We start from the raw sequence: 15,866 nt of genomic DNA on the forward strand, positions 1-15,866 counted from the left end.
GGGTCGGCCGTCATACCCTCCCCCACACTTTTGTCTCCCTTTTTTTGTGGTTTGGGGCGGGGCCCCCGCCCGCGCCCCCGCCCCCCCCCCCCCCCGACGTGTCCCCGTGCCGAAACCCGGCACGGTCCCGAAAGAAGAGGTGCTATGCCCCCTAGCAGTACCCGCGCCACCGACAACCTGGACGACGACGACTACCCCGCCTACACCATGGGCCGGGCCGCCGAGATGCTCTCCACCTCGCCCGCCTTCCTCCGCGCACTCGGCGAGAACCGCCTGATCACGCCCCTGCGCTCCGAAGGCGGCCACCGGCGCTACTCCCGCTACCAGCTCCGCATCGCCGCCCGCGCCCGGGAGCTGGTGGACCAGGGCACCAAGATCGAGGATGCCTGCCGCATCGTCATCCTCGAAGACCAGCTCGAAGAGGCCCAGCGCATCAACGAGGAACTGCGCTCCGCCCGGACGCGGTAGACCTCCCCGGACACACAGGGGTAGACCTCCCCGGACACACAGGGATAGGCCTCCCCGGACACACACAGGGGCGGCGTCACTTGACGTCGCCCCTTCCTTAGGTCACCCTTTCACTACTCAATTAGTGAAAGGGTGGTGATCATGGCAGAATCGGCAGCGGTCGAGTTCCGCATCGACCGGCGCAGCGGCGTCGCCACCTACCTCCAGATCGTCCAGCAGACGAAGCAGGCCCTGCGCCTGGGCGTTCTGGAGCCAGGGGACCGGTTGCCCACCGCCCGCGAGGTCGTCGAGGCCACCGCCATCAACCCGAACACCGTCCTCAAGGCGTACCGGGAGCTGGAGCGCGAAGGCCTCGTCGAGGCGCGGCGCGGGCTCGGCACCTTCGTCCGCAGGACGCTCGGCGGCGCGGCCGGGGCATCCGCGTCCGACTCACCGCTGCGCACCGAACTCGCCGACTGGGCCCGCCGGGCACGGTCGGCCGGGCTGGAGAAGGACGACGTCAGCGCGCTCTTCACGGCCGTACTGGACAGCACGTACAAGGGGGACCAGGACTGATGACAGGCGCTGCGATCGAGGCGCGCGGCCTCACCATGACCTACGGGCGCGGAGGGCGCGCGCACACGGCCCTGGACAGCTGCTCCTTCCGGCTCCCCGCCGGACGGGTCTGCGCCCTCGTCGGGCCCAACGGGGCGGGCAAGTCGACCCTGCTGAACCTGGCGGCGGGAACCGTTTGGCCGGACACCGGTTCCCTGACCGTCCTCGGCTCCGCCGAACCCGCCGACGTACGCGAGCGGATCGCGTACGTGCCCCAGGACAAGCCCCTGTACCCGCAGCTCACCGTGGCCGACACACTGTGGGCCGGAGGGCAGCTCAACCCCGGGCGCTGGGACGCCGGCACCGCCGACCGGGTCGCCGGGCCACTGCCCCGGAACGCCCGCGTCCGCACCCTCTCCGGCGGGCAGCGGACCCGGCTCGCACTGGCCCTCGCGCTGGGCAAGCGGCCCGAACTGATGCTGCTGGACGAGCCGATGGCCGATCTCGACCCGCTCGCCCGGCATGAGCTGATGGGCGTGCTCATGGCGGAGACCGCCGAGCACGGCACCACCATCGTGATGTCCTCGCACATCCTCACCGAGCTGGAGGGCGCCTGCGACTTCCTGCTCCTCGTCGACGGCGGCCACGTCCGGCTCGGCGGCGAGGCCGAGGACATCGTCTCCGCCCATGCCGTGGTCACCGGGCGGGCGGGCCGCGAACTGGCCCCGCACACCGTTGTCGAATCCCGTACGACGGGGCGTCAGCTCACCGCACTCGTACGGAAGGAGGGCCCCGTGGACGCATCCCTCTGGGCCGTCACGGAACCCTCGCTGGAGGAGCTCCTCCTCGCCCACCTCCGCTCCCCGGACGCCCCGCCGCTGCTCACCCCGAGCGCGACGGCCGGGACGGACGAGGCCCGTGGGACCCGTGGGGCCCGTGAGGCGGTGGCTTCCGCGTGAGTACGAGCACCCTGACCGCGAAGGTCCGAACGCTGAAGGGCCCCTCCCTGGTCCTGTTGCGGCTGCACCGACGGATCCTGTGGATGGCCGGCGCGGCCGTCGCCGTGGGAATCGCCGGCCTGATCACGCTGGGACTCCTGGCCGACCAGGCCATCGCGGACTTCGCGGACGCCGGCTGCACCCTGACCAGCAGCGCGGAGTCCTGCTTCCAGCCGGCCCGCGACTACTCCGACCGGATGATCCGCATCCACCGGTCGCTCATGTACGCGGGACTGGCCCTCATGGCACTGCCCGCGTTCGTCGGGGCCTTCCTCGCGGGCCCGGTGATCGCCAAGGAGTGGGAGACCGGCACCATCAAGCTGTCCTGGACCCAGTCGACCTCACCCTCCGCCTGGCTGGCCGCACGGCTCGCCACCCTCGTCGTACCGGTGGTCGGCGGGATCGTGGTGCTGTCCGCCGCCTTCTCCTGGGCCCGAAGCCGCCTCGACTACCCGTTCCCGGCCACCTGGGAGGACCCGTCGGCCTTCGGCGCCACGGGAACGGTCCCGGTCGCCAGTGCGCTGCTGGCCCTCGCACTGGGTGCTTTGACCGGGCTGCTGCTGCGTCGCACGGTTCCGGCGCTGGTGGTGGCCCTGCTCGGCTCCATGGTGGTGACGTTCACGCTCGGCATGGTGCGCGACCACTTGTGGCCGATGGTGAAGACCACGTACCCCCTGGGGGGCTCCTTCCCCGTCCCCAAGTGGGCCTATGTCATCGAGCAAGGCTATGCGACGGCCGATGGTGACCCGTTCCCCGTCGACATCTGCGTCGAATCCGTCGACTTCGAGGGCTGCCTGGCCGGACATGACGGGCTGCAGAACTACGTGCACTACCACCCCGCCTCCCACTACTGGCCCCTCCAGCTCGTCGAGACCGGCATCCTGCTGGCCCTCGCCGCGCTCGCCGCCTTCGCCGCCTTCCGGGTCCTGCGCCGCCTCCACGGCTGACCCCGGAACCACGACCTCGCCGTCCGGGCCCTACAGGGGTGGGCCCGGACGGCGAACACCTGCCGACAGCGATCACGTACCGTCACCCCGAGCCCCACCCGCAGGCACACCGCTTCCTGTACGTCATGTCGCCGTTACCAGCCATTCAGACACCCTTGCGACCCTCACGGGATGCAGCCAGCTCTGCCAGCCCCCCGCCGCAGAGGGAGCGCCTCAGGTCATCCCCGGGGGCGTGCCCTTGAGGACGCCTCCGCCCGGGACGCGCCCCGAAGCGATCCCGGTCCCCGCCGTGCCCCCGGGTTTCCCGGGCCTTCCGCGATCTTTCCCGGCTCCGACGCGCCCGCTTCGCCCACCACGCGGAACAATGGGTCCATGAGCCAGCAGCCCAGCTCCGAGGTCCCGGTCCAGTCCGCCGCCCAGCCGTCCGCCGGCCCCGTCCGGCCGGCCGCCGGCCCGGCCCAGCCGTCCGTCGGCGCGCTCGCCGCGCACCGGCCGCACGCCGTCGCGCACTCCTCCTCCGGCGGTGTCGGTTTCTCCACCGCCGCCGATCTGGACCCCGATCTCGACGCCGACGCGGACGCGTACGAGCCCGACCGGGACGGCGACGAGCTGCCCCAGGGCCGCTTCCTGGACCGCGAGCGCTCCTGGCTCGCCTTCAACGAACGCGTACTGGAGCTGGCCGAGGACCCGACGACGCCGATCCTGGAGCGGGCCAACTTCCTCGCGATCTTCGCCTCGAACCTGGACGAGTTCTTCATGGTCCGGGTGGCCGGGCTCAAGCGCCGCATCGCCACCGGAGTCGCCACCCGCTCCGCCTCCGGCCTCCAGCCCCGCGAGGTGCTGGACCTGATCTGGACCCGTTCGCGCGAGCTCATGGCCCGGCACGCGGCCTGCTTCCAGCAGGACATCGCCCCGGCGCTCTCCGACGAGTCGATCCAGCTCATCCGGTGGCCGGATCTGACCGAGAAGGAGCAGGCCCGGCTCTTCACCTTCTTCCGGCAGCGCGTCTTCCCGGTGCTGACCCCGCTGGCCGTCGACCCCGCGCACCCCTTCCCGTACATCTCCGGGCTCTCCCTCAACCTCGCCGTCGTCGTCCGCAACCCGGTCAGCGGCCACCGCCACTTCGCCCGGGTGAAGGTCCCGCCGCTGCTGACCCGCTTCCTGGAGGCGTCCCCGCAGCGGTACGTCCCCATCGAGGACGTCATCGCGGCCCACCTGGAGGAGCTGTTCCCGGGGATGGAGGTGCTCGCGCACCACATGTTCCGGGTCACCAGGAACGAGGACCTGGAGGTGGAGGAGGACGACGCGGAGAACCTGCTCCAGGCGCTGGAGAAGGAGCTCATGCGGCGCCGCTTCGGTCCGCCGGTGCGGCTGGAGGTCGAGGAGTCCATCGACCCGTACGTCCTCGATCTGCTGGTCCGCGAGCTGAAGGTGTCCGACGCGGAGGTCTACCCGCTGCCCGGCCCTCTGGACCTGACCGGCCTCTTCGCCATCGCCTCGCTGGACCGGCCGGAGCTGAAGTACCCCAAGTTCATCGCGGGCACCCACCGGGACCTGGCCGAGGTGGAGTCCGCCTCCGCGCCCGACATCTTCGCCGCCCTGCGCGAGCGGGACGTCCTGCTCCACCACCCGTACGACTCCTTCTCCACCTCCGTCCAGGCCTTCCTGGAGCAGGCGGCGGGCGACCCGGACGTGCTGGCCATCAAGCAGACGCTGTACCGCACCTCCGGCGACTCCCCGATAGTGGACGCCCTCATCGACGCGGCCGAGTCCGGCAAGCAGGTCCTCGTCCTCGTCGAGATCAAGGCCCGCTTCGACGAGCAGGCCAACATCAAGTGGGCCCGCAAGCTGGAGGAGGCGGGCTGTCATGTCGTGTACGGACTCGTCGGGCTGAAGACCCACTGCAAGCTCTCGCTCGTCGTCCGCGAGGAGGGCGACACCCTGCGCCGCTACTCCCACGTCGGCACCGGCAACTACCACCCCAAGACCGCCCGGCTGTACGAGGACCTCGGCCTGCTCACGGCGGACCCGCAGGTCGGGGCGGACCTCTCCGACCTGTTCAACAGGCTCTCCGGCTACTCCCGCCGCGAGACCTACCGCCGCCTCCTGGTCGCCCCGAAGTCGCTCCGGGACGGGCTGATAGCCCGGATCAACAAGGAGATCTCCCACCACCGGGCCGGACGCCCCGCCTACGTACGCATCAAGGTCAACTCGATGGTCGACGAAGCGATCATCGACGCCTGCTACCGGGCGGCCCAGGCGGGCGTGCCCGTCGACATCTGGGTGCGCGGGATCTGCGCGATCCGCCCCGGGGTCGCCGGGCTCTCGGAGAACATCCGGGTCCGCTCCATACTCGGGCGCTTCCTCGAACACTCCCGGGTCTTCTCCTTCGGCAACGGCGGCGAACCCGAGGTGTGGTTCGGCAGCGCCGACATGATGCACCGCAACCTCGACCGCCGGATCGAAGCCCTGGTCCGGGTCACCGACCCCGCCCACCGCGCCGCACTCAGCCGACTCCTGGAGACCGGTATGGCCGACACCACCGCTTCCTGGCACCTGGGCCCCGACGGCAACTGGACCCGCCACGCCACGGACGCGGAGGGGCAGCCGCTGCGGCACGTCCAGGAAATGCTCATCGATGCCCGGAGGCGCCGGCGTGCGACGCCCTGACCACCAGACGACGACGCGGACCAGCGCGGACAGCCCCCACAGCCCCCCGGCCGACGGGCCCCCGAAGGACGATCCGACGCAGGACGGAGCCCCGGAGGGCAAGCCGACGCAGGACGGACCCCCGGGGGACAAGCCGACGCGGGACGGCACCCCGCAGGACAGACCCCCGGAGGGCGCGCCGACGCAGGACAGCCTCCCGCAGGACGGCCCCGTACCGATCGGGACCGTGTCCGGAAGCCGCCCCTCCGACAACGTGACCGCGGAAGCCGTGACCGCCCCGTCCCGGCTCCTGGAAGACCCGGCCGCCCCTCTCCGTACCCCCGAAGGCACGGCCGCCCGGTCCCGCCCCTCCGACAGCGTGACCGCCGAAGCCGTCCTCGCGCCCTACCTCCGGGGGCAGGCCGCGGACTTCCTGCGCAGTCTGCGCCTGCACCGCGAGCACAGCGCCCCCTCGGACGCGGGCGGCCAGGGCGCCGAGGCCGCGGCCAGGGCGCTGCGCCGCTCGGCCCGGCGCATCAGCGGCTCGCTCCACACCTTCCGCAACGTGCTCGACCCGGTCTGGGCCGACCACCTCCGTACGGAACTGGCCTGGCTCTCCGGCACCCTCGCCCGCGAACACGCGTACGCCGGCCGGCTCACCCGTCTCGTCGACGCCCTGCACCAGCTCTCGGGGGCCACCCTCCCGGCGGCGCGCGGAGCGAAGCCCGCCGCGAAGGCCGCGAAGGACGCCACCGCCCCGGACGCCCAGGGCCGGGCTGTGCTCGGCGTCGGGGCGGCACGGGCCGGGGCGCTGCTGGAGCGCCAGCTCACCCTCGCCCGGACCCGGGCCCACTCCGCCGCGCTCCAGGCCCTCGGCTCCTCCCGGTTCCACGCGGTCGCCGACGCCGTGGCGCTGCTCGCCTCCGAGGTCCCGCTGGCCCCCGGCACCACCGGCCGGGGCACCGAAGCGCTCCTGGAGCCCGCCGAACGCGCCGAGCAACGGCTCATCGCGGCGGTGGCGGCCCTGCCGGCCGACGAGTCGGCGGAACCGTACAACGAGGCGCAGGACGCGCCGTGGCACCAGGCCCGCCTGCTGCTGAGGCTGCACCGGTACGCCCACGAGGTCGTCCTCGGCGCCGCCGACCCGGTCCTCACCGGCGCCGGGCACGCCCTGGACCTGCACCGGGACGCGGCGGAGGCGGCCGCGGCGGCGGCGGCCGCCGCCCGCACCCCGCGGATCGCCCCGGCCACCGCGTACGCCCTGGGGGTGCTCCACGCGGACCAGCGGCACGAGGTGGAGGCGGCACGGGCGGTGTTCCGGGAGACCTGGCCGTACGCGACGGCGATGACGGCCCCATGAGCCCCGGCCCCGGTCCCGGCCCCGGCCCCGGCCCCGAAGCGCGCGGCACCGTCCGGGCAGCGGGCTGCGTCCTGTGGCGCCCCGCCCCGGACGGTGGCGGGGTGGAAGTGTGCCTGGTACACCGACCCCGCTGGGACGACTGGTCCCACCCCAAGGGCAAGATCAAACGCGGCGAGGACCCGCTCGCCGCCGCCGTACGGGAAGTCCTGGAGGAGACCGGCCACCACTGCGCGCCGGGCGCCCGGCTCCCCACCGCCCGGTACGTCGTGGACGGCCGCCCCAAGGAGGTCGCCTACTGGGCCGCCGAGGCGACCGGCGGGGCCTTCGAGGCCAACGACGAGGTGGACCGCCTCCTGTGGCTCTCCCCCGGGGAGGCCCTCGTACGCCTCACCCAGCCGCGCGACCGCGACCAGCTCACCGCGCTGCTCGACACGCTGCCCCGCACCTGAACACCGGCCACCGGACCGGGGCGCCCACACTTGTCTGCCCGACACGGTTCACCTGCCGTTCACTCTCCCCCGTAGGCGGCTTCACCTGTTCTGCCTAATTTCGGACGTACAAGGTGCGCGGCGCCAAGCCACAGCACCCCTCCTCATCGCACGCCGTCGTAGAACGAACAGACCACGGCGGCTCCTGGAAGGAACACCCGAAAGTGAAGCTTCAGCGCAAGAACCGGCTTCGTGCCACCGCGCTCGGTGCCCTCGCCGTCTCCGGCGCCCTGGTCCTCACGGCGTGCGGTTCGGACGACAACAGCGGCGGCGGCGACACGCCCGGCACCAGTGGCAAGACCACGGCGGCGTCGAGCATCGACTGCGGCAAGGCCAAGGGCCAGCTCCGCGCCTCCGGCTCCAGCGCTCAGAAGAACGCCATGGACCTCTGGGTCAAGAACTACATGGCCGCCTGTTCCGGTGTGGAGATCAACTACAACTCCTCCTCCTCCGGTGAGGGCATCGTCGCCTTCAACCAGGGCACCGTGGGCTTCGCCGGTTCCGACTCCGCGCTGAAGCCGGAAGAGGTCGCCGAGTCGAAGAAGTCGTGCAAGACCGGCCAGGGCATCAACCTCCCGATGGTCGGCGGCCCGGTCGCGATCGGTTACCACCTGGAGGGTGTCGACAAGCTCGTACTGGACGCCCCCACCCTCGCCAAGATCTTCGACACGAAGATCAAGAAGTGGAACGACCCGGCGATCGCCAAGCTCAACGAGGGCGTCGACCTGCCGGACAAGGCGATCCAGGCCTTCCACCGCTCCGAGGACTCCGGCACCACGCAGAACCTCGGCAAGTACCTCGGCGCCGCCGCTCCGAAGGAGTGGAAGTACGAGGCCGAGAAGAAGTGGCCGGCCCCCGGTGGCCAGGCCGCGTCCAACTCGTCCGGCATCGCCGCCCAGGTGAAGCAGGTCGACGGCGCGATCGGCTACTTCGAGCTCTCCTACGCCAAGTCCCAGGGCATCTCCACGGTCGCCATCGACAACGGCGGCTCCACCCCGGCCGAGGCCACCTCGGAGAACGCCTCCAAGGCCATCGCCGCCGCCAAGGTCGTCGGCACCGGCAAGGACCTGGCCCTGGAGCTCGACTACGCCACCAAGGCCGACGGCGCCTACCCGCTGGTCCTGGTCACGTACGAGGTCGTCTGCGACACCGGCAACAAGGCCGAGACGCTCGACACCGTCAAGTCCTTCCTCTCCTACGCCGCCTCCGACGACGGCCAGAAGATCCTGACGGACGCGGGCTACGCCCCGATCCCGGCCGAGATCAACGCGAAGGTCCGCGAGACCATCAACGGCCTCTCGTAACGGCCCGGAGCGCGGGGCCCGTCCAGCAGGACGAGGCCGGGCCCCGCGCTCCCCGCCCCACCGGCAGGCCGGCCCGGCGCACCCCTCCGGACCGGCCCGCCACCCCCCGACCCATCCGGTGCACCGCCGCCAGGGGAGCCCACGGCTCCCCCACACAGACCGGAAAGACCATGGCTTCCACCACGCAGATAGACACACCACCGGCCTCGCCGGCACCCCCGGAACGGGGGAAGCGCTCCAAGTCCACCGGGCGCGCGGGCGACAAGATCTTCCTGGGCCTCTCACGCGGCTCGGGCATCCTGCTGCTCGTGCTCATGGCGTCCATCGCCGTGTTCCTCAGCTACCGGGCCGTCATCGCCATCTCGAAGAACGAGGGCAACTTCCTCACCACCTTCGACTGGAACCCGGCCGGCAACCCCCCGGTCTTCGGCATCGCCGTCCTGCTCTTCGGCACCGTCGTCAGCTCGATCATCGCGATGGTCATCGCGGTTCCGATCGCTGTCGGCATCGCCCTGTTCATCTCGCACTACGCGCCGCGCAAGCTGGCCGCCCCCATCGCGTACGTCGTCGACCTGCTCGCCGCCGTACCCAGCATCGTCTACGGCATCTGGGGCGCCCTCGTCCTGGTGCCGTACCTGGAGGGCCTCAACCTCTGGCTCGACCAGTTCTTCGGCTGGACGTACATCTTCGAGAAGACCGAGGTCGGCGTCGCCCGCTCGCTCTTCACCGTGGGCGTGCTGCTCGCGATCATGATCCTGCCGATCGTGACCAGCGTCAGCCGCGAGGTCTTCCTCCAGGTCCCGAAGATGAACGAGGAGGCCGCCCTCGCCCTGGGCGCCACCCGCTGGGAGGTCATCCGCCTCTCGGTGCTGCCCTTCGGCCGCTCCGGCATCATCTCCGCCTCGATGCTCGGCCTCGGCCGGGCGCTCGGCGAGACGATGGCCGTCGCCACGGTCCTCTCCCCGAGCTTCATCATCTCGCTGCACGTGCTCAACCCGGGCGGCGGAACGTTCGCGCAGAACATCGCGGCCAAGTTCGGCGAGGCCGACGAGTTCGGGCGCGACGCCCTGATCGCCTCCGGCCTCGTCCTCTTCGTCCTCACCCTGCTGGTCAACGGCGCGGCCCGGCTCATCATCGCCCGCCGCAAGGAGTACTCGGGGGCCAACGCATGAGCAACGCAACCGCAAGCGTCCAGGAACGCCCGACGCCGCCCACCGGCCCCGCGCGGACCCCCGGCCTGAGCAGCCGTTCGCTGCCCCGCCTGGCCCCCCTCGGCTTCGCCGCCCTGGCCGTCGCGCTCGCCATCGGCCTCAGCCTCGCCGCCGGCTGGCACAGCAAGGTGCAGTGGGGCATGATCGCCGCGCTGTTCTTCCTGGCCATCTCGTACGTCGCCACCACCGTCGTGGAGAACAAGCGCCAGGCCAAGGACCGGCTGGCCACCAGCATCGTCTGGGTCTGCTTCCTGATGGCGATCATCCCGCTGGCCTCGCTGCTGTGGACGACCATCAGCCGCGGCTCCGAACGCCTCGACGGCTACTTCCTGACCCACTCCATGGCCGGTGTGCTCGGTTCGGAGGCCAGCGGCGGCGTCTACCACGCGCTGATCGGCACCCTGGAGCAGGTCGGTATCGCCACGGTGATCTCCGCCCCGCTCGGTCTGCTGACCGCCGTCTACCTGGTCGAGTACGGCAAGGGCTCCCTCGCCAAGGCCGTCACGTTCTTCGTCGACGTGATGACGGGCATCCCGTCCATCGTCGCCGGTCTCTTCATCCTGTCGATCATGCTGATCGCCAACCTGGAGCCGTCCGGCCTGATGGGCGCGTTCGCCCTGACCATCCTGATGATCCCGGTCGTGGTCCGCTCCACCGAGGAGATGCTCAAGCTCGTTCCCAACGAGCTCCGCGAGGCCTCGCTCGCCCTCGGCATCCCGAAGTGGCGCACTATCCTGAAGGTGGTCCTGCCGACCGCGATCGGCGGCATCACCACCGGTGTCATGCTGGCCATCGCCCGTATCGCCGGTGAGACCGCCCCGATCATCCTGCTGGTCTTCGGCAGCCAGCTGATCAACGCGAACCCCTTCGACGGAGCCCAGTCCTCGCTGCCGTTCTACATCTACGAGCAGTACAAGATCGGCGAGGCCGCGTCCTACGACCGCGCCTGGGCCGCAGCCCTGGTACTGATCGCCTTCGTCATGATCCTCAACCTCGTGGCCCGCGGAATCGCCCGCTGGAAGGCCCCGAAGACCGGTCGCTGACGCGGCCATCAGCGACCTCCCGAAAGAAGCAGTGATTCCCATGGCCAAGCGCATCGACATCAGCGGCCTCACCGCCTACTACGGCAGCCACAAGGCCATCGAGGACATCTCGATGACCGTGGAGCCCCGCTCCGTGACCGCCTTCATCGGCCCCTCCGGCTGCGGCAAGTCCACCTTCCTGCGCACCCTGAACCGGATGCACGAGGTCACCCCCGGCGGCCGCGTCGAGGGCAAGGTGCTGCTGGACGACGAGAACCTGTACGGCTCCAACGTCGACCCGGTCACCGTGCGCCGCACGGTCGGCATGGTCTTCCAGCGCCCCAACCCCTTCCCCACCATGTCGATCTTCGACAACGTGGCGGCGGGCCTGCGGCTCAACGGCAGCTACCGCAAGAGCGAGCTGAACGACGTCGTGGAGAAGTCCCTGCGCGGCGCGAACCTCTGGAACGAGGTCAAGGACCGGCTCAACAAGCCCGGCTCCGGCCTCTCCGGCGGCCAGCAGCAGCGCCTGTGCATCGCCCGCGCCATCGCGGTCGAGCCGCAGGTCCTGCTGATGGACGAGCCGTGCTCGGCGCTCGACCCGATCTCGACCCTCGCCATCGAGGACCTGATCGGCGAGCTGAAGGAGCGCTTCACGATCGTCATCGTGACGCACAACATGCAGCAGGCGGCCCGGGTCTCGGACCGCACCGCGTTCTTCAACCTCGCGGCGGTCGGCAAGCCCGGCCGGCTCATCGAGATAGACGAGACGGAGCGGATCTTCTCCAACCCCTCGGTCCAGGCCACGGAGGACTACATCTCGGGCCGCTTCGGCTGAGCCGTACCTCCCCCTGATACGGCCTTGCGGTGCTGCATGGCGGTGCCACCACAAGGCGAAAGGGTCCGCCCCCGCTCTCCCTGGTACGGAGAGCGGGGGCGGACCCATGTGCGTACACACGCGTTCTTACGGCATCGCCTCAGCCGAAGAGCAGCAGCACCGCGCCATAGCTGAGCGCCGCGACCAGCGCCGCGGCCGGCATGGTGATGAACCAGCCGAGGATGATGTTCTTCGCGACACCCCAGCGCACGGCGTTCACCCGCTTCGTGGCGCCGACGCCCATGATCGCGGAGGTGATGACATGGGTCGTGGAGATCGGGGCGTGGAAGAGGAACGCCGAACCGAACATGATCGACGCACCGGTCGTCTCCGCCGCGAAGCCCTGCGGCGGGTCCAGCTCGATGATCTTCCGGCCGAGCGTCCGCATGATGCGCCAGCCACCCGCGTACGTCCCCAGGGAGAGCATCACGGCACACGCGATCTTGACCCAGATCGGGATCTCGTCGTTGGGGCCCTCGATATCGGCGATGACCAGGGCCATCACCACGATGCCCATCGTCTTCTGCGCGTCCTGGAGGCCGTGGCCGAGCGCCATGCCCGCCGCCGAGACCGTCTGCGCGATCCGGAAGCCGCGCTTGGCCTTGTGCGGGTTGGCGTTCCGGAACATCCACATGATGCCGACCATCACCAGATAACCGGCGATCAGACCGATGATCGGGGAGAGGAACATCGGGATGACGATCTTCTCCAGCACCCCGGACCAGATCACATCCGTCCCGCCGGCCAGCGCCGCGCCGACCATGCCGCCGAACAGCGCGTGCGAGGACGAGGAGGGGAGACCGTAGTACCAGGTGATGAGGTTCCAGATGATCGCGCCGACCAGCGCCGCGAACAGGATGCCCATCCCCTTCTGCCCCACGGGCGTGGCGATCAGGCCTTCGCTGACGGTCTTGGCGACCCCCTGGCCCAGGAAGGCACCGGCGAGGTTCATCACCGCCGCCATCGCCAGAGCCGCACGCGGGGTCAGCGCCCGGGTGGAGACCGAGGTGGCGATGGCGTTCGCGGAGTCGTGGAAGCCGTTCGTATACGTGAAGCCGAGCGCGACACCGATGGTCACGATCAGCGCAAAGGTGTCCACGAGGTTCAGGACTCCTTGACCGCGATGGTCTCCACGGTGTTGGCGACGTGCTCGAAGGCGTCAGCCGCCTCTTCCAGGACGTCCACGATCTGCTTGAGCTTCAGCACCTCCATGGCGTCGTACTTGCCGTTGAAGAGGTGGGCCAGCAGCTTGCGGTGGATCTGGTCGGCCTGGTTCTCCAGGCGGTTGACCTCGATCCAGTACTCGGTGAGGTTGTCCATCGTCCGCAGCCCCGGCATCGCCTCGGCGGTCAGCTCCGCCGCCCGGGCCAGCACCTCGATCTGCTGCTCGACACCCTTGGGGAGCTCCTGGACCTGGTAGAGGACGACCAGGTCGACGGCCTCCTCCATGAAGTCCATGATGTCGTCGAGCGAGGACGCCAGCTTGTAGATGTCCTCGCGGTCGAACGGCGTGATGAAGGAGGAGTTCAGCTGGTGGAAGATCGCGTGGGTGGCGTCGTCCCCCGCGTGCTCCGCTGCCCGCATACGCTCCGCGATCTCGACTCGGGAGGCAGAATCCGCCCCGAGCAGTTCCATCAGGAGTTTCGAGCCCGTGACAATGTTGTCCGCGGACGCGGAGAACATGTCGTAGAAGCTCGTCTCCCTGGGGGTCAGACGAAAGCGCACGTGGGGTCCTCGGGATGCTTTGGATTCGGTCAGGCTGATGCTAGGCGCATCATCCGGCCACGGCTAACCGGCGTTCTTCAGTGTCGCCCATCGAGAACGGGGATCGGCACGGGCCCCCGGTCACGTTTCCGCCGGATTCGTTACGATATACCCGGCCGGGGTATACCACAGCCAGAGACGCAGAGTTGCCGCAGGGCCGCTCCGGCGGAGCCGCACCGGTCACATCAGGCCACATCGAGCCAGACCGGCCGCATCGAGCCGCATCCGGCCCCACCGGGCCATAGCACTCCGTAGCAGTCTGTAGCACGCTGTAAGAGGACAACGGGAGGACGCAGATGACCACCACCGAGACCACGGGCACCGGAGCCGTCGAACCGACGGCTCCCCCCGCCGCCGAGGAGGCCGGGGAGATCGTCACGGACCACGACCGCGGCATCCACGGCTACCACTACCAGAAGGACGAACACCTCAAACGGCTGCGCCGGATCGAGGGCCAGATCCGCGGCCTCCAGCGCATGGTCGACGAGGACGTCTACTGCATCGACATACTCACCCAGGTCTCGGCCTCCACCAAGGCCCTGCAGTCCTTCGCCCTCCAGCTGCTGGAGGAGCACCTGCGCCACTGCGTCGCCGACGCGGCGGTCAAGGGCGGCGAGGAGGTCGACGCGAAGGTCGCGGAGGCCACGAAGGCGATCGCCCGGCTGCTGCGGACGTGAGGCCGGGGGGCGGGGAGCGGTACGGGACCGGGCACGGGACTCCGTACGCCGAGCAACACGGGACGCGGTACGGGTCTCCGTACAACACGCGGCGCGAAACGCGGTACGGGGCTGCCTGCCGGGCCACCGTCGACGCCGACGTCACCCCCGGTGGACGGCGGCGGCCTGCCGGGGAACGGTCGTCCACGTCTCCGGGCACCTGACGTTGAGCACCTCGTCGATACGGTCGGGGCTGAGGCGCTCCTCACCCGCCGCCGAGGCCGCGATCATCAGCTCGCCGCACAGCTCGATCTCGGCGAGGGCCACACAGTCCTGAGCGTTCGGGGCGCTGAGCGTCACCACCTGCGTCACCTCTCTGCCGTCGTCACTCTGCCGTCGTCTTCTCCGCCGTCACCGACGGCCCTTCGCGGACTCGCCGCCGGCCCTTCACCGACTCCTCGGCCGCCCATCGGCCCTCGGCGCGCCGACTTCCTAGCGTAGGGAGCGCGGCACGCACCGCGCATGGCACGGACGGACCATTTCGCCCCCTCCCAACCGGCCCCTCCCGCCCCGCCCCTCCCGTGGGGGACGCGTCGGCGGGCGGACCCTCACCCCTGCCGGATCTCCCCCGTGTAGATGTCGTCCTCGTCCGGCAGCCTCACCGTGACCGGCGCCCCGAACCCGTACAGCAGCAGCGTCGAGACCACCGACACCTCCGGCCGTTCGGACCCCTCGGCCCCCTCCGCGGCGAAGCTGAAGCGGTGCCGGACCTTCCGCAGCCGCCCCTCCTCGTCCAGGTAGGCGTCGAACGGCACCGCGTCCCTGCTGAACCCTTTCGCCGCCGCGCTCAGCGCCCCGCGCGACTGCGGTGACGCGGCACGCGCCGCCCGGTTCAGGTCCGCGACGCCCCGGTAGTGATGGACCGTCACCCCGGCCAGATCGGACTTCCCCACGTACGTCACATCGGCAGCCCCGCGCAGGAGTTCGGCGGCGGCCATCGGATCGGTGACCCCGCCGGTGACGAGGTTGCCGTCCTTGAGGGCGGTCGTGTCGATCCTGACCCACTTGTCGGCGGGGACGCCCGCGCCACGGTTCTTCATGTAGAGCGCGCCCGGCGCCAGCAGCTCGGTGATCGGCCGGTGATCGGCCGCACCCGCCGCGTCCGTGGGCAGCACCACCTTGATCCGCCCCATCTGCTTGCGGAAGTCGTACGTGCCCCGCCCCCGGATCGTCACCCGGGTCCCGCCTGCCGCCGTCTCCATCGACGTACGGGCTTCCGCGCCGCCCGCCTCGGCGAGTACGTCGGCGGCCTGGCCGAGCACATCGAGCGGGCGCTCGGCGGCCACGGCGCGCTGCCCGGAGCCGTCACCCCCGCCGCTCTCCCCGCCGACGCATCCGGAGGTGACCGCCATCACCCCGGCCACGGCGAGGGCGCAGGCAGCGCGGGCCCCGCCTCCGTACCTGTCCTGCTGCACCACCATCGCCTGCCAACCCCCAACGACTACCGCCCGACCGAGCCCTCACCCGCCCCGCATAACGACCACCGACGCCCCCCGTCACGCCGCCCCACCCGGCCCACCACACGACA

At 70.6% G+C, this 15,866-nt stretch carries 16 protein-coding genes; 12 read left to right on the forward strand and 4 right to left on the reverse strand.

Annotated elements, in window-relative coordinates:
- Positions 1–144: 144 nt before the first annotated feature.
- The 11 genes from ACFW9Z_RS24470 (at position 145) to pstB (ending at position 11,819) form a co-directional block, all read left to right on the forward strand.
- Positions 145–468 (forward strand): MerR family transcriptional regulator, encoded by a 324-nt coding sequence (locus ACFW9Z_RS24470; protein WP_384644418.1) that lies wholly within the window; start codon positions 145–147, stop codon positions 466–468.
- Between the two features lie 141 nt (positions 469–609).
- Positions 610–1,023 carry a GntR family transcriptional regulator gene (locus tag ACFW9Z_RS24475; protein WP_384644420.1) on the forward strand — a complete coding sequence of 138 codons (414 nt, stop codon included), beginning with the start codon at positions 610–612 and terminating at the stop codon, positions 1,021–1,023.
- Positions 1,023–1,961 carry an ABC transporter ATP-binding protein gene (locus ACFW9Z_RS24480; RefSeq protein ID WP_384644422.1) on the forward strand — a complete coding sequence of 313 codons (939 nt, stop codon included), beginning with the start codon at positions 1,023–1,025 and terminating at the stop codon, positions 1,959–1,961. Before ACFW9Z_RS24475 ends, ACFW9Z_RS24480 begins: the two co-directional genes overlap by 1 nt.
- A complete protein-coding gene (locus ACFW9Z_RS24485; RefSeq protein WP_384644424.1) occupies positions 1,958–2,947 on the forward strand; it encodes a hypothetical protein in 990 nt (329 codons plus the stop codon). The genes ACFW9Z_RS24480 and ACFW9Z_RS24485 overlap by 4 nt, the downstream gene beginning before the upstream one ends.
- Before the next feature lie 372 nt (positions 2,948–3,319).
- Complete coding sequence (locus tag ACFW9Z_RS24490; RefSeq protein WP_384644426.1) at positions 3,320–5,617, forward strand: RNA degradosome polyphosphate kinase; 2,298 nt, start codon at positions 3,320–3,322, stop codon at positions 5,615–5,617.
- A complete protein-coding gene (locus ACFW9Z_RS24495) occupies positions 5,604–6,956 on the forward strand; it encodes a CHAD domain-containing protein (protein WP_384644427.1) in 1,353 nt (450 codons plus the stop codon). The genes ACFW9Z_RS24490 and ACFW9Z_RS24495 overlap by 14 nt, the downstream gene beginning before the upstream one ends.
- A complete protein-coding gene (locus tag ACFW9Z_RS24500; protein WP_384644429.1) occupies positions 6,953–7,405 on the forward strand; it encodes an NUDIX hydrolase in 453 nt (150 codons plus the stop codon). Before ACFW9Z_RS24495 ends, ACFW9Z_RS24500 begins: the two co-directional genes overlap by 4 nt.
- Positions 7,406–7,608: 203 nt before the next feature.
- Positions 7,609–8,748, forward strand: coding sequence for a phosphate ABC transporter substrate-binding protein PstS (gene pstS, locus ACFW9Z_RS24505; protein WP_384644431.1), 1,140 nt, complete (start codon positions 7,609–7,611; stop codon positions 8,746–8,748).
- Between the two features lie 170 nt (positions 8,749–8,918).
- On the forward strand, positions 8,919–9,920 hold the full coding sequence (gene pstC / locus ACFW9Z_RS24510; RefSeq protein WP_384644432.1) for a phosphate ABC transporter permease subunit PstC: 1,002 nt from the start codon (positions 8,919–8,921) through the stop codon (positions 9,918–9,920).
- Positions 9,917–11,002, forward strand: coding sequence for a phosphate ABC transporter permease PstA (gene pstA, locus ACFW9Z_RS24515; protein ID WP_384644434.1), 1,086 nt, complete (start codon positions 9,917–9,919; stop codon positions 11,000–11,002). The genes pstC and pstA overlap by 4 nt, the downstream gene beginning before the upstream one ends.
- A gap of 40 nt (positions 11,003–11,042) precedes the next feature.
- Positions 11,043–11,819: a phosphate ABC transporter ATP-binding protein PstB gene (gene pstB, locus ACFW9Z_RS24520; protein ID WP_109978785.1), complete on the forward strand. Its 777-nt coding sequence runs from the start codon at positions 11,043–11,045 to the stop codon at positions 11,817–11,819.
- A gap of 139 nt (positions 11,820–11,958) precedes the next feature.
- Here pstB and ACFW9Z_RS24525 read toward each other — a convergent pair whose 3' ends face one another.
- Positions 11,959–12,957, reverse strand: a complete 999-nt coding sequence (locus ACFW9Z_RS24525) for an anion permease (RefSeq protein ID WP_384644436.1) — start codon at positions 12,955–12,957, stop codon at positions 11,959–11,961.
- Positions 12,958–12,962: 5 nt separating this feature from the next.
- A complete protein-coding gene (locus ACFW9Z_RS24530; protein ID WP_069740154.1) occupies positions 12,963–13,583 on the reverse strand; it encodes a DUF47 domain-containing protein in 621 nt (206 codons plus the stop codon).
- Positions 13,584–13,918: 335 nt separating this feature from the next.
- Between ACFW9Z_RS24530 and ACFW9Z_RS24535 the strand changes: the two genes are divergently transcribed.
- On the forward strand, positions 13,919–14,299 hold the full coding sequence (locus ACFW9Z_RS24535; protein WP_384644438.1) for a metal-sensitive transcriptional regulator: 381 nt from the start codon (positions 13,919–13,921) through the stop codon (positions 14,297–14,299).
- A gap of 141 nt (positions 14,300–14,440) precedes the next feature.
- Here ACFW9Z_RS24535 and ACFW9Z_RS24540 read toward each other — a convergent pair whose 3' ends face one another.
- A complete protein-coding gene (locus tag ACFW9Z_RS24540) occupies positions 14,441–14,650 on the reverse strand; it encodes a hypothetical protein (protein WP_384644440.1) in 210 nt (69 codons plus the stop codon).
- Between the two features lie 236 nt (positions 14,651–14,886).
- Complete coding sequence (locus ACFW9Z_RS24545; RefSeq protein WP_384644442.1) at positions 14,887–15,759, reverse strand: hypothetical protein; 873 nt, start codon at positions 15,757–15,759, stop codon at positions 14,887–14,889.
- Between the last annotated feature and the right edge of the window lie 107 nt (positions 15,760–15,866).

The organism is Streptomyces sp. NPDC059452 (assembly GCF_042750035.1).
GTDB lineage: Bacteria > Actinomycetota > Actinomycetes > Streptomycetales > Streptomycetaceae > Streptomyces.

What these genes read in the sequence shown, in the direction of transcription:
- ACFW9Z_RS24475 (WP_384644420.1), top strand. Translation starts at nt 610, where the DNA reads ATGGCAGAATCGGCAGCGGTCGAGTTCCGCATCGACCGGCGCAGCGGC.
- ACFW9Z_RS24470 (WP_384644418.1), top strand. Translation starts at nt 145, where the DNA reads ATGCCCCCTAGCAGTACCCGCGCCACCGACAACCTGGACGACGACGAC.
- ACFW9Z_RS24480 (WP_384644422.1), top strand. Translation starts at nt 1,023, where the DNA reads ATGACAGGCGCTGCGATCGAGGCGCGCGGCCTCACCATGACCTACGGG.
- ACFW9Z_RS24500 (WP_384644429.1), top strand. Translation starts at nt 6,953, where the DNA reads ATGAGCCCCGGCCCCGGTCCCGGCCCCGGCCCCGGCCCCGAAGCGCGC.
- ACFW9Z_RS24535 (WP_384644438.1), top strand. Translation starts at nt 13,919, where the DNA reads ATGACCACCACCGAGACCACGGGCACCGGAGCCGTCGAACCGACGGCT.
- ACFW9Z_RS24490 (WP_384644426.1), top strand. Translation starts at nt 3,320, where the DNA reads ATGAGCCAGCAGCCCAGCTCCGAGGTCCCGGTCCAGTCCGCCGCCCAG.
- pstB (WP_109978785.1), top strand. Translation starts at nt 11,043, where the DNA reads ATGGCCAAGCGCATCGACATCAGCGGCCTCACCGCCTACTACGGCAGC.
- pstA (WP_384644434.1), top strand. Translation starts at nt 9,917, where the DNA reads ATGAGCAACGCAACCGCAAGCGTCCAGGAACGCCCGACGCCGCCCACC.
- pstC (WP_384644432.1), top strand. Translation starts at nt 8,919, where the DNA reads ATGGCTTCCACCACGCAGATAGACACACCACCGGCCTCGCCGGCACCC.
- ACFW9Z_RS24545 (WP_384644442.1), bottom strand. Translation starts at nt 15,759, where the DNA reads ATGGTGGTGCAGCAGGACAGGTACGGAGGCGGGGCCCGCGCTGCCTGC.